General features: G+C 71.9%; 18 protein-coding genes and 1 pseudogene. 14 read left to right on the forward strand and 5 right to left on the reverse strand.

Translation table 11 applies throughout. The features are described 5' to 3' along the window. Window positions 1-64: 64 nt before the first annotated feature. Window positions 65-883, reverse strand: coding sequence for a GntR family transcriptional regulator (locus tag A8W25_RS20105; protein ID WP_067163350.1), 819 nt, complete (start codon window positions 881-883; stop codon window positions 65-67). Window positions 884-1,008: 125 nt separating this feature from the next. On the opposite strand from A8W25_RS20105, the gene A8W25_RS20110 reads away from it, so the two are divergent. Both A8W25_RS20110 and A8W25_RS20115 read left to right on the forward strand, forming a co-directional pair. Continuing rightward, window positions 1,009-1,845: a (2Fe-2S)-binding protein gene (locus tag A8W25_RS20110; protein ID WP_067163352.1), complete on the forward strand. Its 837-nt coding sequence runs from the start codon at window positions 1,009-1,011 to the stop codon at window positions 1,843-1,845. Window positions 1,846-2,038: 193 nt separating this feature from the next. Continuing rightward, window positions 2,039-3,103 carry a DUF2637 domain-containing protein gene (locus tag A8W25_RS20115; protein WP_067163354.1) on the forward strand — a complete coding sequence of 355 codons (1,065 nt, stop codon included), beginning with the start codon at window positions 2,039-2,041 and terminating at the stop codon, window positions 3,101-3,103. A 21-nt stretch (window positions 3,104-3,124) separates the two neighbouring features. On the opposite strand, the gene A8W25_RS35785 is transcribed toward A8W25_RS20115, so the two are convergent. Continuing rightward, window positions 3,125-3,877 carry a TetR/AcrR family transcriptional regulator C-terminal domain-containing protein gene (locus tag A8W25_RS35785; RefSeq protein WP_420708508.1) on the reverse strand — a complete coding sequence of 251 codons (753 nt, stop codon included), beginning with the start codon at window positions 3,875-3,877 and terminating at the stop codon, window positions 3,125-3,127. Between the two features lie 9 nt (window positions 3,878-3,886). Further along, window positions 3,887-4,045: pseudogene (locus tag A8W25_RS35790) on the reverse strand (TetR family transcriptional regulator); the annotation flags it as partial. A gap of 37 nt (window positions 4,046-4,082) precedes the next feature. Between A8W25_RS35790 and A8W25_RS20125 the strand changes: the two are divergent. Then, window positions 4,083-5,567, forward strand: coding sequence for an FAD-dependent monooxygenase (locus A8W25_RS20125; RefSeq protein ID WP_067163355.1), 1,485 nt, complete (start codon window positions 4,083-4,085; stop codon window positions 5,565-5,567). A gap of 9 nt (window positions 5,568-5,576) precedes the next feature. Here A8W25_RS20125 and A8W25_RS20130 read toward each other — a convergent pair whose 3' ends face one another. Together A8W25_RS20130 and A8W25_RS20135 are read right to left on the reverse strand one after the other, a co-directional pair. Beyond that, a complete protein-coding gene (locus A8W25_RS20130) occupies window positions 5,577-6,896 on the reverse strand; it encodes an alpha-2,8-polysialyltransferase family protein (RefSeq protein ID WP_067163357.1) in 1,320 nt (439 codons plus the stop codon). Then, window positions 6,896-7,882 (reverse strand): glycosyltransferase family 2 protein, encoded by a 987-nt coding sequence (locus tag A8W25_RS20135; RefSeq protein ID WP_067163359.1) that lies wholly within the window; start codon window positions 7,880-7,882, stop codon window positions 6,896-6,898. The genes A8W25_RS20130 and A8W25_RS20135 overlap by 1 nt, the downstream gene beginning before the upstream one ends. A 187-nt stretch (window positions 7,883-8,069) precedes the next feature. Between A8W25_RS20135 and A8W25_RS20140 the strand changes: the two genes are divergently transcribed. The 11 genes from A8W25_RS20140 to A8W25_RS20190 all read left to right on the forward strand — a co-directional run bounded on the left by A8W25_RS20140 (window position 8,070) and on the right by A8W25_RS20190 (window position 21,415). Continuing rightward, window positions 8,070-9,401, forward strand: coding sequence for a DUF6716 putative glycosyltransferase (locus A8W25_RS20140; RefSeq protein ID WP_067163361.1), 1,332 nt, complete (start codon window positions 8,070-8,072; stop codon window positions 9,399-9,401). Then, window positions 9,401-10,666: an acylneuraminate cytidylyltransferase gene (locus A8W25_RS20145; RefSeq protein WP_079126192.1), complete on the forward strand. Its 1,266-nt coding sequence runs from the start codon at window positions 9,401-9,403 to the stop codon at window positions 10,664-10,666. Before A8W25_RS20140 ends, A8W25_RS20145 begins: the two co-directional genes overlap by 1 nt. Before the next feature lie 12 nt (window positions 10,667-10,678). Beyond that, complete coding sequence (locus A8W25_RS20150) at window positions 10,679-11,611, forward strand: N-acetylneuraminate synthase family protein (RefSeq protein WP_067163363.1); 933 nt, start codon at window positions 10,679-10,681, stop codon at window positions 11,609-11,611. Between the two features lie 15 nt (window positions 11,612-11,626). Then, a complete protein-coding gene (locus A8W25_RS20155; RefSeq protein ID WP_067163365.1) occupies window positions 11,627-12,724 on the forward strand; it encodes a hypothetical protein in 1,098 nt (365 codons plus the stop codon). A 273-nt stretch (window positions 12,725-12,997) separates the two neighbouring features. Beyond that, window positions 12,998-14,230, forward strand: coding sequence for an amidohydrolase (locus A8W25_RS20160; RefSeq protein ID WP_067163366.1), 1,233 nt, complete (start codon window positions 12,998-13,000; stop codon window positions 14,228-14,230). A 140-nt stretch (window positions 14,231-14,370) separates the two neighbouring features. Beyond that, window positions 14,371-15,435: a BMP family lipoprotein gene (locus tag A8W25_RS20165; protein WP_067163368.1), complete on the forward strand. Its 1,065-nt coding sequence runs from the start codon at window positions 14,371-14,373 to the stop codon at window positions 15,433-15,435. Between the two features lie 229 nt (window positions 15,436-15,664). Continuing rightward, window positions 15,665-17,200: an ABC transporter ATP-binding protein gene (locus A8W25_RS20170; protein ID WP_079126193.1), complete on the forward strand. Its 1,536-nt coding sequence runs from the start codon at window positions 15,665-15,667 to the stop codon at window positions 17,198-17,200. Next, window positions 17,197-18,318, forward strand: a complete 1,122-nt coding sequence (locus A8W25_RS20175) for an ABC transporter permease (protein ID WP_067163371.1) — start codon at window positions 17,197-17,199, stop codon at window positions 18,316-18,318. The genes A8W25_RS20170 and A8W25_RS20175 overlap by 4 nt, the downstream gene beginning before the upstream one ends. Continuing rightward, the gene (locus tag A8W25_RS20180; RefSeq protein WP_067163373.1) at window positions 18,315-19,601 is read left to right on the forward strand and encodes an ABC transporter permease; all 1,287 of its coding nucleotides are present in this window, start codon (window positions 18,315-18,317) and stop codon (window positions 19,599-19,601) included. Before A8W25_RS20175 ends, A8W25_RS20180 begins: the two co-directional genes overlap by 4 nt. After that, window positions 19,598-20,020 carry a cytidine deaminase gene (locus A8W25_RS20185; protein WP_079126194.1) on the forward strand — a complete coding sequence of 141 codons (423 nt, stop codon included), beginning with the start codon at window positions 19,598-19,600 and terminating at the stop codon, window positions 20,018-20,020. Before A8W25_RS20180 ends, A8W25_RS20185 begins: the two co-directional genes overlap by 4 nt. 117 nt (window positions 20,021-20,137) lie before the next feature. Beyond that, entirely contained in the window at window positions 20,138-21,415 is a 1,278-nt protein-coding gene (locus A8W25_RS20190) for a thymidine phosphorylase (RefSeq protein ID WP_067163375.1), read from the forward strand. The last annotated feature ends 42 nt before the right edge of the window (window positions 21,416-21,457 follow it).

Genomic DNA, 21,457 nt, shown 5'->3' on the forward strand with positions numbered 1-21,457 from the left:
CGGGGAACTGCGCGACCAGCCACCCACCGGCCCGCACCCACCGGCCCGCACCCGCCGCGCAGCGTCAGAGCGCGGACCCCGTGAAATGCTCCCGCACAAGGGACTGCACCACGGCCAGATCCTGCGCGGCCAGCGCGTCCAGCAGCGCCAGATGCTCGGCCGCGTCCGCGACCAGCTCGGCACGGCGGGCGACCGGCGCGGCCGTCAGCGGCCACTGCGAGCGCCGGTGGAGGTCCTCGGCCACCTGGAGCAGCTGCTCGTTCCCGGCGAGCGCCAGCACCGCACGGTGGAACGCACGGTCCGACTCGGCGTAGCCCGCCCGGTCCCCGACCGCCGCCGCCACCGTGGTCGCCTCGGCGAGCGGCCGCAGCTCGGCCCAGCGGGCGGCGGGTACGGACCGGGCGAGCCGCAGCATCACCGGCACCTCGATCAGCGCGCGCACCTCGGCCAGCTCGGCCAGCTCACGCGGACTGCGCTCGGTGACCCGGAAGCCCCGGTTCGGGACGACCTCGACCGCGCCCTCGGAGGCCAGGCGCTGCATCGCCTCGCGCACCGGGGTGGCCGAGACCCCGAACCGCTCGCCGAGCACCGGCGCCGAGTACACCTCGCCCGGCACCAGCTCTCCGTCGACCAGCGCGGCCCGCAGCGCCTCCAGGATCTGGCCGCGCACCGAGTACCGGCGGACCTGGGGCGCGGGCGGCTCGCTGTGGGTGTGCTCACCCCGTACGGAAACCTCCCGTACAGCGTCCCGTACAGACGGCTCCCGTCCAGACGGCTCCCGTACGGACGGCTCGAAGGGCGCGCCCTCCACCCGGGCCTGTGCGGGCACACGGGCAGGCCCGAACGGCGGCACCGCCGTCTCGCGTGCTCTGCCCTGTTCCACCCCAGACCCTCCCACCGCTCGGTATTCCCCCAGCACCATAGGCGGACAAAGCGACAGTTCAAACATCGCGCGCATCCGCTAAGGTAAGCCTTACCTGCAAACGATCGTGATTCGGTGGTCCCTGCATGACTGTGTCCACGCTGCTCCCGAACCCCCTGGCCGCGTCCTACGCGCGCCTCGCCGACGTCTACCCCGGCGTCCGGGTCCACGCGCTCGCGGACGGCGAAGCCCACCCCGCATCCCCCGGATGGGTGGGCGCCGATCAGCTCGCCTCCGGCGGGGACGCCCTGGACGCCTTTCTGGGCTGGGACGACGAGCAGGTCCTGCGCGACTACGGGCAGCGGGCCCGCCCCGACGTCATCGCCTCCTTCGGCTTCCACCGGTACGCCTGGCCCGCCTGTCTGCTGATCACGGTCCCGTGGTTTCTGCACCGCCGGGTGCCGCGCGTACCCGTCGAGGACGTGTCCTTCCAGCGCACCCTGGGACGCCTGACCGTCCGGGTGCGGGAGTTCGCCTGCCTGCCCGGGGACCCGGCGGCCGCACTGCCCGGCGCGCGGGTCGTCCCGGACGAGGAGGCACTGCGCGCCGAGGTCCGCGAGGCCGTCGCCGAGCACCTCGGCGCGGTGCTCGACGGCTTCGGGCCCCGGATGCGGCGCGGCCGGCGGGCGCTGTGGGGCATGGCGACCGACGAGATCGTCGAGGGCCTCTGGTACGTGGCGGCGCTGCTCGACGAGGAGCGCCGGGCGATGGGCGAGCTGGAGCTGCTGCTGCCGGGCTCGACCAAGCCGTATGTGGGCGCCGCGGGCTTCCGTGAGCTGAGCGGGCCGGCGGGCGAGCCGCTGCCGACCCGCGACCGGGCCAGCTGCTGCCTCTTCTACACCCTGCGCCCCGAGGACACCTGTGTCACCTGCCCGCGGACCTGCGACGCCGACCGGGTGGCCAAGCTGAGCGCCGCGTCCTGAATCCACGCCACTCGTCCGGGTGAGCCAGATTCGAACCCAACTCGCTTTACCGCCACGCCAGTTCGAGCAGATCGCACCTATCCGTATGCCACCGGCCGCCAATGACGGCTTGTTCCCCCGAAAACGCCTGCGCCCCCGCGTCGCAGGAGCACTATGTCGCCCGGAACGCCTTACGTGATTCAAGGGACACCGCATGCGACTGACCGACATATCTCTGGACTGGCTGCTTCCGGGCGGCGTGATGATCGTGGGGGTCGTCGTGGCGTTGGTCGTCCTCACGCGCGGCAAGCGCTCCGGCGAGAGCGCGTCCGGCGACGACAGCTGGGAGCGCAGCGAGGAGCGCCGCCGCCGGAAGGAAGCCATCTACGGCACCGCCTCCTATGTGCTGCTGTTCTGCTGCGCGGCCGTCGCCGCCGCGCTCTCCTTCCACGGCCTGGTCGGCTTCGGCCGGCAGAACCTCGGCCTGACGGACGGCTGGGAGTACCTCGTCCCGTTCGGCCTCGACGGCGCCGCGATGTTCTGCTCGGTGCTCGCCGTCCGCGAGGCCAGCCACGGCGACGCGGCGCTCGGCTCCCGCCTCCTGGTGTGGACGTTCGCGGGCGCGGCCGCCTGGTTCAACTGGGTGCACGCGCCACGCGGCATGGCCCACGCGGGCGCCCCGCAGTTCTTCGCCGGGATGTCGCTCTCGGCCGCGGTGCTCTTCGACCGCGCGCTGAAGCAGACCCGTGTGGCGGCGCTGCGCGAGCAGGGCCTGGTGCCCCGCCCGCTGCCGCAGATCCGGATCGTCCGGTGGCTGCGGGCACCCCGGGAGACGTTCGGCGCCTGGTCGCTGATGCTCCTCGAAGGGGTGCGGACGCTGGACGAGGCGGTCGAGGAGGTACGCGAGGACCGGCGCGCCAAGGAGCAGAACCGGCTGCGCAGGCGCGAGCAGGAGAAGCTGGAGCGGGCGCATCTGAAGGCGCTGAGCCGACAGGGGCGGAACATGGGCCGGGTGCGGCCCGGCGGCCGCCAGGTCGATGTGCAGTCCATGGCGGCGAGTGCGGGCTCCGGGCAGCCGAAGGCTGTCGCGGAGCCCGCCATAGCAGAGCCGGGACAACTGCCCCTTCGCCACCGGCCCTCCCTTCAGGCCGTCACGGACGCTGAGTCCCTGACGGCGTCCAGGACCGTCGACCTCACGGCCGAGGACGACACCCAGACGCTGCCGCGGCTGGACCACCTGGAGCGCAAACTCAAGGATCTGGAGCAGCAGTTCGGCTGAGCGCGGCCGGTGTGGAGGACCTCACGCCGTGCCGTTGCCGAGCTCGAACCAGACGACCTTGCCCGCCTCGTGCGCGCGCACGCCCCAGGCGTCCGCGAGTGCCTGCACGAGGAGCAGGCCCCTGCCGTGCGTACCGTCGTCGGCGGACGGTACGTACGGCTCGGGGAGCGCCGGGGTGAAGTCGTGCACCTCGACGCGGAGTCCGGCGGGTGCCAGCGTGGCCGTCACCACCGCCCCCTGGTCCGTGTGTATGAGCGCGTTGGTCACCAGCTCACAGGTGAGCAGCTCGGCCACGTCGACCGGCCCCGCGTGCTTCCAGTGCTCCAGCAACTCCCGCAGCGCGCGCCGCACTTCCGGCACCGCTGTCAGATCCGACCGCCCCACCCTGCGGCGCAGCTGCCCATGGAGCACCGCACGCGCACCTGTTCCCCGGAACGCCCCGGCCCGCGCCGCGATGTCGAACGGCTCGGGTCCCATCCCCTGCTCCTCCGCCACGAAGCCCATCGTGTACGCGTACGCCGTCGTCCCGGCCAGCGCCGCGTCGTCCGGCGCGATGCCCGCCGCGCGCATCGCGCCCAGCAGCTGCTCCAGCGAGGCCGCGTGGTCGGTGCCGGTGAAGCGCGCGCCCCCGTACACCTTCGCCCCGTCGCGGTAGCTCAGCAGCATCGCGCGCAACGCCCGGTTGAACCCGGCCAGTTGCTCCTGCCAGGGGGCGTCGGGGGACACGCCGGGAACGCCGTCCGCCGCCATCCGGCGGTACATCACCGTCGCCATCTCGTCGAGCAGCGCCTGCTTGTTCTTGAAGTGCCAGTAGAGCGCGGGCGCCTGGACCTTCAGCTCCTTGGCGATCGCCCGGAGGGTGAGCCCGTCCAGACCCACCTCGTTCAGGAGCCGGAGCGCGGTGTCGGCGACCTGCGCCCGGTCGATTCTCGTCGTAGCCACCTTGACAATTTAACACCGTTAAGCGCAGGCTCGCGGTATGGAACTTAACAACGTTAAGGGAGCCGTCGGTGCCGACGCCGGCGTCGATGTCGATGTGCTGATCTGCGGGGCCGGGCCCACCGGCCTCGTGCTCGCCATGGACCTCGCCCGCCGCGGCGTCCCCGCGCTGCTCGTCGAGAAGTCCGACCGGCTCTTCCCCGGCTCGCGCGGCAAGGGCCTCCAGCCGCGCACCCAGGAGGTGCTGCACGACTTCGGGATCCTGGAGACGGTCCGCGCGGCCGGAAGCGAGTACCCCCGGATGCTCAGCTGGGAGGGGCCGGACGGCAGGACGCGCGGGCGCGAGTGGGACATGATGGAGCGCTCGGAGCCCACCGAGCAGACCCCGTACGCGAACGGCCTGCTGATCGGGCAGTCGCACTTCCAGGCGCTGCTCCACGACCGGCTGCGCGCCCTCGGCGGCGAGGTCGTGTTCGACGCCGAGCTGACCGGGCTCGACCAGGCCGCCGACACGGTCACGGCCCGCTTCGCGGACGGCCGCGAGGTCCGCGCCCGGTATCTGGTCGCCGCCGACGGTGGCAGGTCCACCGTGCGCCGGCTGCTCGGCGTCGCCATGAACGGCGAGTCGGTCGACCCCAAGCCGATGCTGGTGGCCGATGTGGTCGTCGCGCCGGACGCGTTCGTCGACGAGGACAACTGGCATGTGTGGGCGGGCGCGAGCGGCGGCGCCGTGGTGCTCTGCCCGCTGCCGGGCGCCCCCCGGCTGTTCCAGCTGGTCGCCCAGTACGAGGACGTGGACGCGGTGCCGGACGCCACGCCCGAGGGGGTGCGGAAGCTGGTCGCCACGCGTACGCCGGTCGCCGCCGACGAGATCACCGAGGTCGTCTGGGCCTCGGAGTTCCGGCCGCGGGCCGCGCTGGCCGAGCGCTTCCGGGTGGGCCGGGTCTTCCTCGCCGGGGACGCCGCCCATGTGCACTCCCCGGCCGGGGCACAGGGCCTCAACACCAGCGTCCAGGACGTCTACAACCTCGGCTGGAAGCTCGGCCAGGTGCTGCGACACGGCGCTCCGGCCGCCCTGCTCGACACCTACGAACAGGAGCGGCAGCCGGTCGCCGCCGACGTCCTCGGCATCAGCACCCGGCTGCACCGCCAGGCCCTGCTCGGCGGCGACAGCCAGCGCGGCAACGTGGTCAAGCAGCTCGGCATCGGCTACCGCGGCGGCCCGCTCTCCTCGGGCGCGGCCGGAGCCCTGGAGGCCGGTGACCGCGCCCCCGACGGCATACTGCCCGAGGGCCGCCTCTTCGACCTGTTCGGCGGCCCCCACTTCACCCTCCTGGCCATCGCCACCGAGGCCCCGCCGCTCGCGAACGAGCAGGTCCGCGTACACACCCTCAACGCGTACGAGACCTACGGCCGCGGCCTGTTCCTCGTCCGGCCGGACGGCTACATCGGCTGGGCGGGGGAGACGGACCGGGGGCTGAGCGACTATCTGGCGCGGTGCGGTGCCGGTGGTGCCGGTCGTTAGGGCGCCCGGCTACGCCGCCCGTGCCCGCCGGGCCACGGAACGCGCCCGTCGGGCCAGTTTCCGTACCGTCGCGTTGCGGGGGATGAAGGCGAGCTGGCCGGGGATCGCGCCCGGCAGGGCCAGGGTGGTGAGGCGGCGGCGTTTGAAGTAGCGCCAGGTGTGCGGGGTCAGATGGCGGGAGAGGTAGCGCTCGGCCGCGGGGCGCAGATCGGGGCGGATCTCGGACTGCATCGCGTAGCCGACCGCCGCCACCAGCGCCGCCAGGTCGTGCGGCGGCTCGGGCGCCTCGCCCTCCAGCGGCGGCAGCAGCGCGTCCACCAGCGTCACCGGCACCCGGTTGCTGTTCTGGTAGGGGGTGAGGCGGTCCAGGAGCAGATCCGTGCCGGTGCGGGCGACCGGGATGCCGTAGAACGCGGACGCGGTCAGCAGCGCGGTGGAGAAGCAGCCGACCACCAGCGCCGGGGCGATGCGCTCGTAGAGCACCTCGGCCAGCAACGGGCTCTCCAGGACGGTCAGTCCGACGCCCAGCCCCTCGGCCTCGGTGCGCAGCGCGTCGGACCAGGCGGGCGGCGCCGAGGGGTGCGGCTTGAACACGATCTCGCGGTGGCCGCGCGCGGCCGCGCCCCGCACCATGGCGAGGTGCAGCTCCTCCTCCTCGGCCTCGGTGAGGATCGAGAGCGCGGCCAGGTACTGGCCGAGCAGCAGCGCCGCGCCCTCGGGCACGTCCGGCTCGGCTCCCTGGGCGGCCAGTTCGCCCACCACCTTGGTGAAGGCCGCCGTCGGGATCACCTCGGCGCCGACCCCGAACTCGCCGAGCAGCAGCGGATCGAGGCCCGGCACCAGGTCCAGGTGCAGCACGCGCCGCACCCGCGAACCCACCAGCGGGTCCAGCTTGTTGCGGGTGGGGCCGTAGCTCATCAGCCCGTCCGCGTACACGTGCAGCGGCGCGTCCGGGAAGAGCTGGGCGACCGCGCCCGCCGGGTTGACCTGGATCGACTCGACGGCCAGCTCGATCCGGTCGTCCCCGAGGTCCCAGGCGCGCCGCAGCTGCCGCTCCCACAGCGGGACGTCGTCCGCGCGCGGCGCCCAGCCGCCCGGGTGCATCGGCGCGATGGTCTCGTTCCACGAGAGCACCCCGTCGAAGCGCCCCCGCAGCGCCGCGAAGCCCGGCATCGTGTCGAGCGAGGGCGAAGTCTCGGGGATCGGGGCGTTGTTGCTGACCAGGAGCAGTCGCCGGTCGGCCGGGCCGAAGCAGTCGCTGTCGATCGCGGCGGCCAGCGTCGCCACTCCGTACAGCGTCGTGGCCAGGAAGATCTGAGTCGTACGCATCAGGCCGCGGCCCCCGCCGAGGTGAGGGAGTTCGCGCGTCCGCGCAGCCGCCGCAGCCGGGAGGCGCGGCCCGAGTCCATCGAGTCGAGCGCCTCTTTGAGAATGTCCTGCGGCATCCTTTTCAGCGCTCCCGCACTCATTGTCCGCAGTTTGCGAGCCACGGCCGGTTCGAACCTTTCACTGTTTCCCAGGTGGTGGGAAATGATGGCGCAGTACGTCCGTACCGCCTTCGGCAGCAGTTCCGCGGAATGTGGATCTTGAGCTGTTTCCTCGATTACCTGGTCGAATGCCCGGATGAAATCGAGCTGGCGTACGTCACCGATCTGCGTGAGTGAAGTGGCCACTCCGCGCCGGTAGTAGACGCCGAGCAGACCCACCACCGCGAAGGACTCCGCCTCCCGGTGCAGCCGCCAGATCCACGGCCGGTCCTCGGCCGTGCGCAGCCCGTCGGTGAAGTGCAGCAGACCGCGTTCCACCAGGCGCCGGTGGTAGATCCCGGCCCAGGCGAACGCGTAGTCCACCGAGGTCGAGCGGGTGGTCGGCAGGATCGCCGCACGCGGGTCGAGCACCTCGCCGCGCCGCCCGTGCGGCACCCGCTGCACCGAGCGCTGACTGCCGGTGCACTGCACGTGGTCGGTGCGCAGGAAGTCGCAGCCCAACTCCTCGATGGTGGCGACCAGCCGGGAGTAGTAGCCGGGCGCCAGCCAGTCGTCCCCGTCGAGGAAGGTGACGTACTCGCCGCGCGCCGCGTCGATACCGGTGTTGCGCGCGGTGGCGAGACCGCCGTTCTTCTCGTGTCTGAGGACCACCGCCCCCGGCAGCTCGCGCTCGGCGCGGGCGAGGAGCGCGGCCGTACCGTCCGAGGAGCAGTCGTCGACCAGAAGGAACTCGAAGTCCTCACGCGCGTTGTCGCGCAGACTTCTCAGGGTGTCGGGGGCATAGGTGCGCACGTTGTAGAACGGCACGACCACGGAGAGCTTGACCACCCGGGTGACGCTAAGCGGCCCCGCGTCATTCGCCCTGTCCGTGCGAGGGATGTTGGGTGAACACTGGGCGACCGGCCAATTAACCGGGTCGCTTTTCGGGCTCTTTCTTCATTCGTAGACGCGCTGTTAACCATCTGTTGCGGTCCAGTTGGGCCGCCAAACGGAATGGATTCCTAGCTTCTTCGACGTGCCGTCACGTACGAACCCCACCGACACCCCGCCGCGGATCGCCGTTCTCGCCGATTCCGACACCCGGTGGAAATGGGGTGCCCTCACCGCCCGCCGGATCGCCGAGCGCCCGCCCGAGCTCAGCGGCTTCCTGCTGCGCGGCCGGGCCACCCCCACCCCGCGCCAGCTCGCCGAGGTCGGCGTCGACGCCGACGCCCTGCGCGAGGTGACGATGGCCGCGTTCCTGCGGTCCGTGCGGTCCGTCGAGCGCGAGCCGTACGACGTGGTGGTCCTCGCGCTGGTCGGCGGCGCCGCCCAGGCCGCCCTGCACGGCCTCGCCCGGCTGTGGCCGGCCGGCACCCGCAGGCCCGTCCTGGTCACCGGCTACGTCGGCGTCGTCTACGAGAAGCTCGCCGACGGCCTGCTGCTGCGCCACGGCGCCGACGTGGTCCTCGCCAACTCCCGCCACGACGCCGAGCGGTTCCGCGCGGTGTACGAGGGCGTGGGCGCCGACGCCTCGGCGGTGACCGAGGCCGCCCTGCCCTTCCTCGGGGGAGCGCCCTACCGGCCCGAGCCGGGCCGCGACACCGTCGTCTTCGCCGTCCAGCCCTCGGTGCCCGAGAGCCGCGCCGACCGGCTCTATCTGCTGCGGCGCCTGATCGGCCACGCCCGCCGCCACCCCGGCCGCGAGGTGCTGCTCAAGCTGCGCTCCAAGCCCGGCGAGCACACCACGCACATCGAGGAGCAGCCCTACCAGAAGCTCGTCCGCTCGCTGGATCCGCCGCCCAACTTCCGTCTGGTGTACGGGAACATGGGCGAGGTCCTGGACCGCACCGACCTGCTGGTCACGGTCTCCTCGACGGCCGCCCTGGAGTCCCTGCACCGCTCGGTGCCCACCGCCGTCCTGACCGACCTGGGCGTACGCGAGAACCTCGGCAACCACCACTTCGTGGGCTCGGGCTGCCTGGCCTCCTGGGACGAGCTGGACGCCGGCCACCGCCCGAGCCCCGACGCCGGCTGGCTCGCCGCGCAGGGCGTCGCGCCCGGCGACGCGTACGCCACCGCCTTCGACGCGGCCCGCGCGCGCATCGCCCACCTCCTGGCCCGCCCCGCCCTGCCGCCCGTGCGGCCCTACTACACACCCGCCACCGCGCCCGGCTATCTGCCCGGCATCCTCGCCCGCCACCACCTCGCCCCCGACGGCACCCCGCTGCCGGGCGCCGCGCCCGAGACGGAGGCCACCGGCGTACGCCGCCTGGTGCGCGACGCCGTACGGGACGCGGCCCGCGGGGCCTACCGCCACGGAGTGCAGCGCGTGGCCCCGGTCATCCGCCGGATGGGAGAACTCTGATGAACGCGCAGCCTCCGACGCCCCCGCAGCCCGCGGCGAACGCCCGGCCCGCCGCGAACGCCCGGCCCGGGAAGGTCCTGGCCGTGATCCCGGCCCGGGGCGGCTCCAAGGGGGTCCCCGGCAAGAACCTCACCGCGGTCGGCGGCGTCCCGCTGGTCGTCCGGGCCGTACAGGCCTGCCTCGCCGCCCGCCACGTCACGGATGTCGCCGTCTCCACGGACGACCCGGCGATCGCGTCCGCGGCCGCCGCGGCCGGGGCGCACGTGGTCGTACGCCCCGCCGCCATCGCGGGGGACACCGCGACCAGCGAGGCGGCCGTGCTGCACGCCCTCGAAGGGCACCCGGACGCCGAGGCCGTGCTGCTCGTGCAGTGCACCAGCCCGTTCCTGACCCACGAGGACGTCGAGGGCGTCGCCGAGGCGGTCGTCGTGGACGGCGCCGACACGGCCGTCACCGTCGCCCCCTTCCACGGCTTCGTCTGGCGCGAGTCGGAGCGGGAGGGCGGCGAGGGCATGGGCCACGACAAGTCCTTCCGCCCGCGCCGCCAGGACCGCCCCCAGGACTTCCTGGAGACCGGCGCCGCCTACGCCATGGACGCCGCCGGCTTCCGCACCCACCGGCACCGCTTCTTCGGGCACACCGCGCTGGTGCGGACCGACCCGGCCCGGGTCCTGGAGATCGACGACCCGCACGACCTGGCCCGCGCCCGCGCGCTCGCGCCGCTGCTCGACCCGGTCCGCACCCCGGCCCGGGGCGACGTCGACGCGGTCGTCCTCGACTTCGACGGCACCCAGACCGACGACCGGGTGCTCATCGACTCCGAGGGCCGCGAACTGGTGGCCGTGCACCGGGGCGACGGGCTCGGCGTCGCGGCCCTGCGCCGCTCCGGCCTGAAGCTGCTGATCCTCTCCACCGAGCAGAACCCGGTGGTCGCCGCCCGCGCCCGCAAGCTCAAGATCCCCGTGCTGCACGGCGTCGACCGCAAGGACCTCGCCCTGAAGCAGTGGTGCGAGGAGCAGGCGGTCGACCCGGCACGGGTGCTCTACGCGGGCAACGACGTCAACGACCTGCCCTGCTTCTCCCTCGTCGGCTGGCCGGTCGCGGTCGCCGACGCCCATGACTCCGTGCGCGCCGCCGCGCGCACGGTCACCGCCACCCCCGGCGGTGAGGGCGCGATCCGCGAGATCGCCGCCTGGCTCCTCGGACCCGAGCTCCACCACACCCCTTCGCTGAACCCCCCGCTCCACAACTCCCCTGCCCAGTAAGGACACCCCCTCATGAGCAACCGTCTGCGCACCTTCGGCAGCCGTACCGCCGGACCGGGTCAGCCGGTGTACGTCACCGGTGAGATCGGCATCAACCACAACGGTGACCTGGGCAACGCCCTCGCCCTGATCGACGCCGCCGCCGACGCGGGCTGCGACGCCGTCAAGTTCCAGAAGCGCACGCCGGAGATCTGCACCCCGCGCGACCAGTGGGACATCGAGCGCGACACCCCGTGGGGCCGGATGACGTACATCGACTACCGCCACCGGGTGGAGTTCGGCGAGTCGGAGTACCGCACCATCGACGAGCACTGCAAGAAGCGCGGGATCGACTGGTTCGCCTCCCCGTGGGACACCGAGGCCGTCGCCTTCCTGGAGAAGTTCGACCTGCCGGCCCACAAGGTCGCCTCCGCCTCGCTCACCGACGACGAGCTGCTGCGCGCCCTGCGCGCCACCGGCCGCACGGTGATCCTCTCCACCGGCATGTCGACCCCGAAGCAGATCCGGCACGCCGTCGAGGTGCTCGGCAGCGACAACATCCTGCTCTGCCACGCCACCTCCACGTACCCGGCCAAGGCCGAGGAGCTCAACCTGCGGGTCATCAACAGCCTGATGGCCGAGTACCCCAACGTGCCGATCGGCTACAGCGGCCACGAGACGGGCCTGCAGACCACGCTGGCCGCGGTCGCCCTCGGCGCCGCGTTCGTCGAGCGCCACATCACCCTGGACCGCGCGATGTGGGGCTCCGACCAGGCCGCCTCGGTCGAGCCGGGCGGACTGCAGCGTCTGGTCCGCGACATCCGCACCATCGAGGCCGCGCTCGGCGACGGCGTCAAGAAGGTGTACGAGTCGGAGCTCGCCCCGATGAAGAAGCTGCGCCGGGTCAGCGGCGTCGTCGCCGAGGCCGAGGCGGCCGACGCCGACCGCGCGCCGGTCTCGGTCTGAGACGGGGCGGCCGCCGTGCCTCGGGACACCACCGCCACGATCGCCTTCGTGGAGAGCCCGGTCCAGCTGCTCAACGTGCTGGAGTGGGCCCATTCCACCCGCCCGCTGCTGAACGGCGTGCCGGCCCAGCGGTCCGGGCCCGGGGACGCGGCCGCCCACGACGACCTCACCGTCGTCGTCCTCTCGCCCACCGACCCGATGTCGCGCGGCCAGCTGCGCCGGATGGCGGAGCTGGCCCACGAGGAGGGCATGCGGGTGCGCTGGGAGGAGGCGCGCGGCGGGCCCACCGCCCCGCTGCGCACCATCGCCGGGCTCCGCCCGCTGCTGCGCCGCGCCGACCGGATCGTCATCGGCGACCCCTTCTCGCGGTACGTCCAGCTGCTGCTCACCGTGGCGCGCGCCCGTGACCTGGTCGTCGTCGACGACGGCACGGCCACCATGGAGTTCGTCGCCCAACTGGACAGCGGCGAGCGGCTGGTCCGCTGGCACCGGCGCGGCAGCCGGGCGGGGGCGCGTGATGTGCTCTTCGCCCCGTTCGCCGCCTCGGCGCGCCGGCGCCTCACGCCGTCGCGGGGCCGTACGGTCGAGGTGTTCAGCGCCATGCCCGTACAGGCGCCGGAGGCGGTCACGGTCACCCCGAACACCTTCGGCTGGACCCGGGCCAGATTCGGTCCGCCGCGCCTCACCAAGGGCGCGGACATGGTGGGCACCTCGCTGGTGGAGACAGGCGTGGTCGACCCCGAGCGCTATCTGGAGGCGGTCGCGGCCCTGGCCCGCACCCACGGCGCGACCCGGTACTTCGCCCACCGCCGCGAGTCCCCGGAGAAGCTGCGCACCCTGCACCTGCGGACCGGGCTTGAGATCGTCCGGCCGGACCTGCCGCTCGAACTCATCGCCCGGCGTGGCCCCGTCGGGCGCACGATCCTCAGTTTTCCCTCGACCGTGGTCCACACCCTGCCACCCGCCCTGGCGGGCACCGAGGTGCGCCTGCTGATCTGCGACATCGACCCCGGCTGGCTCACCGACAAGGCTTCCCCGCGCGCCCAGGGCTTCCTCGCGGACGTCACCGGCTCGGCCCGCGACGCCCACGGCCTGCGCATGGTCGCGGCCTGAGCGGGCACCCGGGCCATGGGCGCCGTCCGTCGCGGCGGGAGCCCGGGCCCGGGGCCGGGCGGCCCTTCGGCCTGAGACGGCGCTGAGACCGCTCTGAGAGCGCACTGGGAAACATCTGGGACACGCCTGAGAAACGGGCGGCGAGTTTACCCAGCCTACGAGGCCGACAACCTTCCGGCAGTCAGAAATCTTTCCCCTATCGGGCTGAACTTTTGTTGATCGACGGTTAGTTGGCCCTTGAAGGGGCCTACCCTTCAACAGGTGAACCAGTTGATGTCGCGCGCCTCCGACGAACCTGAAGCCGATCAGCCCGGGGAAGCCCCGCTGCCCGGGTTGCTCCCCGAGCCCCTGCGCGCCGAACTCATCGCCTTCCGCCGGGACTTGCACATGCACCCCGAGCTGGGAAACCAGGAGTTCCGCACCACCGCGGCGATCAAGAAGCGCCTTGAGGCGGCCGGGCTCAAGCCCCGGGTCCTCGACAGCGGGACCGGACTCCTGTGCGATGTCGGCACCTGGAAGGGGGGACGGCCCATGCTGGCGATCCGGGCGGACATCGACGCCCTGCCGATCCCGGACGCCAAAGTCAACGCGCCGTACCGCTCGACCGTCCCCGATCGGGCACATGCCTGCGGGCACGACATCCACACCACCACCGTGCTCGGCACCGGCCTCGTGCTGGCCGAACTGGACCGGCAGGGCCTGCTCCCGCACCCGGTCCGGCTGGTCTTCCAGCCCGCCGAGGAGGTGCTGCCGGGCGGCGCCACCGACGCGATCCGGTCCGGCGCCCTCGACGGAGTGGGCAGGATCATCGCGGTGCACTGCGACCCGCGCGTCGACGCGGGCCGGATCGGGCTGCGCGCCGGGGCGATCACCTCGGCCTGCGACCGTCTGGAGATCACCCTGAACGGGCCGGGCGGCCACACCGCACGCCCGCATCTGACCACCGACCTGGTCACCGCCGCCGCCCGGGTGGTCACCGACGTGCCCGCGCTGCTCGCCCGCCGGATCGACGCCCGCGCCGGGCTCGCCGTCACCTGGGGCCGGATCGACGCCGGGCACGCCTGCAACGTCATCCCGATGCGCGCGGAGCTGGCCGGAACCGTGCGCTGCCTCGACCTGGACGCCTGGCGCGACGCGCCCGACAAGGTGCACGCCGCGATCGACGAGGTCGCCACTCTGCACGGTGCCAAGTCCGAGATCAACTACGTCCGCGGCGTGCCGCCGGTCGTCAACGATCCGGCCGTCGCCGAACTGCTGCGCGAGGCTCAGACGGCGCGCCGAGGGGCGTTCTCGGTCGAGGACACCGAGCAGAGTCTGGGTGGCGAGGACTTTTCGTGGTACCTGGAGCATGTGCCGGGCGCGATGGCCCGCCTCGGCGTGCGCACTCCGGGGTCCGACGCCCGTCTTGACCTGCATCGGGGTGATTTCGACGCCGATGAGGCCGCCATCAAGGTCGGAGTGGAGCTGTTCACTGCCGCTGCGCTGCTGGAAGGACACCGTTCGTAACCGGACACTTCATCGTCTGTTCGCGGCGATTCGATAACGGCTTCCGAACAGGTCTTTACGCGACATCTACGCGCGTTACGATCCGACGCGAAACCAGCGCCGGTAGGGGCGCTCTCGGTTCGTTTTGAAGGGACCTCCTCGTGCGCCGGGTATCCAAGATCGCTGCGGCCGGTATCGCCACCGCCGCGCTCGCGCTTTCCGCCACCGCGTGTGGCAGCACCTCCTCCGAGAAGGACAAGGACTCCTCCGCGTCGTCCAGCGCGGGCGGCAAGGGCGTCAAGGTCGGTGTCGCGTACGACGTCGGCGGCCGTGGCGACCACTCGTTCAACGACTCCGCCGCGCGCGGCATCGACAAGGCCAAGGCCGAGTTCGGCGGTGAGATCAAGGAGCTGACCGCCAAGACCACGGACACCGAGGCCGACCGCGTCGAGCGCCTCACCCAGCTGGCCCAGGCGGGCTACAACCCGGTCGTCGGCATCGGCTACGCCTACGCCAACTCGATGAAGCAGGTCGCCGCCAAGTTCCCGAAGACCACCTTCGGCATCGTCGACTCGGTCGTCGAGGGCGCGCCCAACGTCGACAACATCGTCTTCACCGAGGAGCAGGGCTCCTACCTCGCCGGTGTCGCCGCGGCGCTGAAGTCGAAGACCGGCCACGTCGGCTTCATCGGCGGTGTGGACGTTCCGCTGATCAAGAAGTTCGAGGCCGGCTTCGTCCAGGGCGTCAAGGACACCAAGCCCGCCGACAAGGTCGACGTCCAGTACCTGTCGCACGGCTCGGACACCTCCGGCTTCGCCAGCCCCGACAAGGGCAAGGCCGCCGCGCAGGGCATGCTCGACAACGGCGCCGACGTGGTCTACACGGCCGCCGGCTCCTCCGGCAACGGCGCCATCGAGGCCGTCGCGGGCAAGAAGGGCACCTGGGCGATCGGCGTCGACTCCGACCAGTACAACCAGGCCTCCCTGGGCAAGTACAAGGCGTCGATCCTGACCTCGGTCGTCAAGAACGTCGACATCGGCGTCTACGACCTGGTCAAGTCCGTCAAGGACGGCAAGCCGCTCACCGGCACCAACAGCTACCCGCTGGCCAAGGACGGCGTCTCGCTGGCCACCAGCGGCGGCTTCATCGACGACATCAAGGCCCAGATCGACGCGGCCAAGAAGAAGATCGTCGACGGTTCGATCAAGGTCAAGACCACCCCGTGACCCGTGGCGGTCGGCACTGACCGCCCGCAGTCACCGCGCCCGGCTCCGGTCGGGCGCACCCGGCCCGGCGGGCAGAGCGGCATCGCTCTGCCCGCCGGGCATAACGAAGTGTCAACTCTACGCGCGTAGGCCGGAGTTGGCGCGCTAGCTTCTCCGGAAGCCCCCCGCCCCCCGCTCCTGCTCCCGAGGAGAGTGCGCCATCAACGCGTCCAGCCCTCCCGCCGTCGAACTGCGCGGCATCACCAAACGCTTCCCCGGCGTCGTCGCCAACAAGGACATCGACATCACCGTCAAGAAGGGCACCGTCCATGCCCTCTGCGGTGAGAACGGTGCCGGCAAGTCGACCCTGATGAAGATCCTCTACGGCATGCAGAAGCCGGACGAGGGAACCATCACCATCGACGGCGAGCAGGCGGCCTTCCACAGCCCCGCCGACGCCATCGCGCGCGGAATCGGCATGGTGCACCAGCACTTCATGCTCGCCGACAACCTCACCGTCCTGGAGAACGTGGTCCTCGGCGGCGAGAAGCTGTACGGCATCGGGGCCAAGGCCCGTAAGAAGATCAAGGAGATCTCCGACGCGTACGGCCTGAACGTCCGGCCGGACGCCGTCGTCGAGGACCTCGGCGTCGCCGACCGCCAGCGCGTGGAGATCCTCAAGGTCCTCTACCGCGGCGCCCGCACCCTCATCCTCGACGAGCCGACGGCCGTCCTGGTCCCGCAGGAGGTCGAGGCGCTCTTCGACAACCTGCGCGAGCTCAAGGCCGAGGGCCTGACCGTCATCTTCATCTCGCACAAGCTGGGCGAGGTGCTGAAGGTCGCCGACGACATCACCGTCATCCGGCGCGGTACGACGGTGGGCACCGCCGACCCGAAGACCACCACCACCAAGCAGCTCGCCGAGCTGATGGTGGGCAGCGAGCTGCCCTCGCCCGAGACCCGCGAGTCGACGGTCACCGACGTGCCGATGCTGAAGGTCGACGACCTCCGCCTGGCCGCCACCGACCCCGACGGCGTGGTCCGCGAGGTGCTCTCCGCGGTCTCCTTCACCATCCACAAGGGCGAGGTCCTGGGCATCGCCGGCGTCGAGGGCAACGGCCAGGCCGAGCTCGTCGAGGCGATCATGGGCATGCGCGACCCGGACGGCGGTGTCATCACCCTGGACACCGCCGACATCTCGCACGCGCCGACCCGCAAGCGGCGCGAGGGCGGCATCGGGTACATCCCCGAGGACCGCCACCGCCACGGCCTCCTCCTGGAGGCCCCGCTGTGGGAGAACCGCATCCTCGGCCATGTCACCGAGCGCCCCAACTCCAAGGGCGGGCTGCTCGACAACAAGGCCGCGCGGGTGGACACCGAGCGCATCGTGCGCGAGTACGACGTGCGCACCCCCGGCATCGAGGTCACCGCGGCCTCGCTCTCCGGCGGCAACCAGCAGAAGCTGATCGTCGGCCGCGAGATGAGCCACAGTCCCAAGCTCCTGATCGCCGCGCACCCCACCCGGGGCGTGGACGTGGGCGCGCAGGCGCAGATCTGGGACCAGATCCGCACGGCCCGCCGCGAGGGCCTCGCGGTGCTGCTGATCTCCGCCGACCTGGACGAGCTGATCGGCCTGTCCGACACCCTGCGGGTGATGTACCGCGGCCGCCTGGTCGCCGACGCCGACCCCGCCACGATCACCCCTGAGGAGCTGGGCTCCGCCATGACCGGCGCCGCCGCCGGCCATCTGGAGCACGACGACAGCACCGGGGGAGAGGACCGATGAAAAAGTTCACCCAGCGCATCGACAAGGAGAAGCTGCTCCTCGCGATCGCGGCCCCCGTGCTCGCGGTGGTCGCGGCGCTCGTCGTGACCGCCCTGGTCATCCTGGCCACCGGCAAGAACCCGATGCCCGCCTTCGACGACATGCTGTCGTACGGCTCGGCCAGTGACAGCCAGGTCTACATCCTCAACAAGGCGACGACGTACTACCTCGCGGGCATCGCGGTGGCCATCGGCTTCCGGATGAACCTCTTCAACATCGGTGTGGACGGCCAGTACCGCATCGCGGCCTTCATCGCCGCGGTGCTCGGCGGCGCGGTGAGCCTGCCCGGCGCCGTCGCCATCCCGCTGATGATCATCGCGGCGATGGCGGTGGGCGCCCTGTGGGCGGCCATCGCGGGCGTCCTCAAGGTCACCCGGGGCGTCAGCGAGGTCATCTCGACCATCATGCTGAACGCCATCGCGACCGCGATCATCGCCTATCTGCTCCAGCCCGAGCGGCTCGGCCAGCTCGACGAGGCCGGCACCCTGGTCTCCACCAAGCCGCTGCCGAAGGACAACTGGTTCTTCGCCATCGACAACGGCGACGCCGGCTCGATCTGGGGCTTCATCGTCGTCGCCGTACTGGTCGGCGCGGCCTACTGGTTCGTGCTCGGCCGCACCCGCTTCGGTTTCGACCTGCGGGCCGTCGGCCAGTCCGAGTCCGCGGCCGCCGCCAGCGGTGCCAACGTCAAGAAGATGATCGTCACCAGCATGGTCATCTCGGGTGCGGTGGCCGGTCTGGTCGGTCTGCCGACGCTGCTCAACGACAGCCACCAGTTCGACAACAGCTTCCCGCTGGGCCTCGGCTTCACCGGTATCGCCGTCGCGCTGCTCGGCCGCAACCACCCGGTGGGCGTCGCGCTCGCCGCGCTGGTCTGGGGCTACCTGGAGCGCACCACCGGCCACTTCGAAGTCATCGGCTACGACAAGGAGATCCTCGGCGTGATCCAGGGCGTCATCGTCCTGTGCGTCGTGATCGCGTACGAAGTCGTCCGCCGCTACGGCATGAAGCGCCAGCAGCAGCGCGTCGGCGCCGAGCTCGCGGCCCAGGCCGCCAAGAAGCAGGAGGTGACGGCATGAGCGTCACGACGACCCCCGCCAAGACCCCGCCGCCCCCGGCCGGGCTCAAGGGCAACGCCAAGCGCAAGTTCTCCGTCGCGCAGATCCTGCTGATCGTCGCCGGTGCGCTGATCCTGGTCTCCGCCGTACGCGTCATCACCGGCGCCGACCAGCTGACCTCCGAGGGCCAGATCAGCGCCTCCCTCGGCCTCGCCGTGCCGATCGGCCTGGCGGGCCTCGCGGGTCTGTGGTCCGAGCGGGCCGGCGTGGTCAACATCGGCCTCGAAGGCATGATGGTCCTCGGCACCTTCGGCGCGGGCTGGGTCGGCTGGCAGTCCAGCCCCTGGCTCGGTCTGCTCGCGGGCATCGGCTTCGGCGTCCTGGGCGGTCTCGTCCACGCGGTCGCCACCATCACCTTCGGCGTCGACCACATCGTCTCCGGTGTGGCCGTCAACCTGCTCGCCGTCGGCGCCACGCAGTACATGGCCAAGCTCTTCTTCAACGAGGGCGACGCCGCGGCGAAGGGCGGCAACCCCAAGCAGTCGCCGCCCGCCGAGACCCTGCCCAGCTTCACGGTCCCGGGTCTGTCCTCCGGCCTGGAGTCGATCCAGAAGCACCACTGGTTCCTGATCTCCGACCTCGCCGGGATCCTCGGTGGCCTGGTCACCGACGTCTCCTGGGTCACCGTCATCGCCGTGCTGCTCTTCGTGGGCACCTGGTGGGTGCTGTGGAAGAGCGCGTTCGGCCTGCGGCTGCGCTCCTGCGGCGAGAACCCGATCGCCGCCGAGTCGCTCGGCGTCAACGTGTACACCTACAAGTACGCGGCGGTCGCGGTCTCCGGCGGTCTCGCCGGTCTCGGCGGCGCGTTCCTGGCGCTGGTCACCTCGCACATCTACCTGGAGGGCCAGACCGGCGGCCGCGGCTACATCGGTCTCGCCGCGATGATCTTCGGCAACTGGCGGCCGGGCGGACTCGCCATGGGCGCCGGCCTGTTCGGCTTCTCCGACGCGCTCCAGCTGCGCAACGGCGGCACCACGGTGCACGCCCTGCTGCTCCTGCTCGTGGTGCTCCTGGTCGCCCTGGCCGCCTGGAAGGCGTACAAGAAGGCGATGGTCCAGGCGGCGATCAGCGCGGTCATGGCCGCCGCGATCCTGGTCTGGTACCTGATGACCGACACCGTCCCCGGCGACTTCGTCGGCGCCACGCCGTACGTCGTCACCCTGCTCGTGCTGTCGCTCTCCGCGCAGCGCCTGCGGATGCCCAAGGCCGACGGCATGCGCTACCGCAAGGGCCAGGGCAAGTGACGCCGGACGCCCCCGGCACCACCGCCGTCGACTGGGAGGCCCTGCGCGAGGCGGCCCGGGACGCCATGTCCCGGGCGTACGCCCCGTACTCGGGCTACCCGGTCGGCGCGGCGGCGCTCGTCGACGACGGGCGCACGGTCACCGGCTGCAACGTCGAGAACGCCAGTTACGGCCTGGCGCTGTGCGCCGAGTGCGGGCTCGTCTCGGCGCTGCGGCTCGGCGGCGGCGGGCGCCTGACGCACTTCGTGTGCGTCGACGGCCACGGCGCCGTCCTGGTGCCCTGCGGCCGCTGCCGCCAGCTCCTGTTCGAGCACGGCGGTCCGGAGCTGCTCCTGGAGACCCCGGACGGGATCCTGCCGCTCTCCGCGATGCTTCCGCAGGCCTTCGGCCCGGACCATCTGAAGCAACCGCTCAAGTAACCACCGCGGCCCCTCCCTTGCTGATCAGCCAGGGAGGGGCCGCAACCGTCAGACCTCTCTATGCGCGTAGAGTCGCGTATACCGTACGGACGAACCGCACTTGCCGGAAGGAATGCCATGGACGTCATCTCCGTCATCCGCACCAAGCGAGACCGGGGCGAGCTGAGCCCGGAGCAGATCGACTGGGTCATCGACGCCTACACCCGGGGTGTCGTCGCCGACGAGCAGATGTCGGCGCTGGCCATGGCGATCCTGCTCAACGGCATGAACCGTACGGAGATCGCCCGCTGGACCGCCGCGATGATCGCGTCCGGTGAGCGCATGAACTTCGACGCGCTCTCGCGCCCCACCGCCGACAAGCACTCCACCGGCGGCGTCGGCGACAAGATCACGCTGCCGCTCGCCCCGCTGGTCGCCGCGTGCGGCGCGGCCGTTCCGCAGCTGTCCGGCCGGGGTCTTGGCCACACCGGCGGCACCCTCGACAAGCTGGAGTCCATCCCCGGCTGGCGCGCGCTGCTCTCCAACGAGGAGATGCTGAACGTCCTGGACACCACCGGCGCCGTCATCTGCGCGGCGGGCGACGGCCTGGCCCCCGCCGACAAGAAGCTCTACGCGCTGCGCGATGTCACCGGCACCGTCGAGGCCATCCCGCTCATCGCCTCCTCGATCATGTCGAAGAAGATCGCCGAGGGCACCGGCTCGCTGGTCCTCGACGTCAAGGTCGGCACCGGCGCCTTCATGAAGACCATCGAGGACGCCCGCGAGCTCGCCTCCACCATGGTCGCCCTCGGCACCGACAGCGGCGTCAAGACCGTCGCGCTGCTCACCGACATGTCCACCCCGCTCGGCCTCACGGCGGGCAACGCCCTCGAAGTGCGCGAGTCCGTCGAGGTGCTGGCCGGCGGCGGCCCCCGGGACGTCGTCGACCTCACCCTGGCGCTCGCCCGCGAGATGCTGGACGCGGCCGGGATCAAGGACGCCGACCCCGAGAAGGCGCTCGCCGACGGCTCGGCCATGGACGTCTGGCGCCGGATGATCGCGGCCCAGGGCGGCGACCCGGACGCCACCCTGCCGGTCGCCCGCGAGCAGCACGTCATCACCGCCCCGAGCTCGGGCGTGCTGACCCGCCTCGACGCCTACGACATCGGCGTCGCCGCCTGGCGCCTGGGCGCCGGCCGGGCCCGCAAGGAGGACCCGGTGCAGGCGGGCGCCGGCATCGAGCTGCACGCCAAGCCGGGCGACACGGTGACGGCCGGTCAGCCGCTGCTCACCCTGCACACGGACACGCCGGAGAAGTTCGACTACGCCCTGCAGACGCTGGGCGCCTCGTACGACATCGCCGCGGCGGGAACCTCGTTCACCGCGAACCCGATCGTCCTCGACCGGATCGCCTGACACCCCCGCAGCTCCCCGCGGACCCGCACCCGGCCGATGACT

This window comes from Streptomyces sp. ERV7, assembly GCF_001653515.1.
In the GTDB taxonomy this organism is placed as follows: Bacteria; Actinomycetota; Actinomycetes; order Streptomycetales; family Streptomycetaceae; genus Streptomyces.

What these genes read in the sequence shown, in the direction of transcription:
- A8W25_RS20110 (WP_067163352.1), top strand. Translation starts at nt 1,009, where the DNA reads ATGACTGTGTCCACGCTGCTCCCGAACCCCCTGGCCGCGTCCTACGCG.
- A8W25_RS20115 (WP_067163354.1), top strand. Translation starts at nt 2,039, where the DNA reads ATGCGACTGACCGACATATCTCTGGACTGGCTGCTTCCGGGCGGCGTG.
- A8W25_RS35785 (WP_420708508.1), bottom strand. Translation starts at nt 3,877, where the DNA reads ATGGCGACGGTGATGTACCGCCGGATGGCGGCGGACGGCGTTCCCGGC.
- A8W25_RS20125 (WP_067163355.1), top strand. Translation starts at nt 4,083, where the DNA reads ATGGAACTTAACAACGTTAAGGGAGCCGTCGGTGCCGACGCCGGCGTC.
- A8W25_RS20130 (WP_067163357.1), bottom strand. Translation starts at nt 6,896, where the DNA reads ATGCGTACGACTCAGATCTTCCTGGCCACGACGCTGTACGGAGTGGCG.
- A8W25_RS20145 (WP_079126192.1), top strand. Translation starts at nt 9,401, where the DNA reads ATGAACGCGCAGCCTCCGACGCCCCCGCAGCCCGCGGCGAACGCCCGG.
- A8W25_RS20150 (WP_067163363.1), top strand. Translation starts at nt 10,679, where the DNA reads ATGAGCAACCGTCTGCGCACCTTCGGCAGCCGTACCGCCGGACCGGGT.
- A8W25_RS20160 (WP_067163366.1), top strand. Translation starts at nt 12,998, where the DNA reads ATGTCGCGCGCCTCCGACGAACCTGAAGCCGATCAGCCCGGGGAAGCC.
- A8W25_RS20175 (WP_067163371.1), top strand. Translation starts at nt 17,197, where the DNA reads ATGAAAAAGTTCACCCAGCGCATCGACAAGGAGAAGCTGCTCCTCGCG.
- A8W25_RS20180 (WP_067163373.1), top strand. Translation starts at nt 18,315, where the DNA reads ATGAGCGTCACGACGACCCCCGCCAAGACCCCGCCGCCCCCGGCCGGG.
- A8W25_RS20190 (WP_067163375.1), top strand. Translation starts at nt 20,138, where the DNA reads ATGGACGTCATCTCCGTCATCCGCACCAAGCGAGACCGGGGCGAGCTG.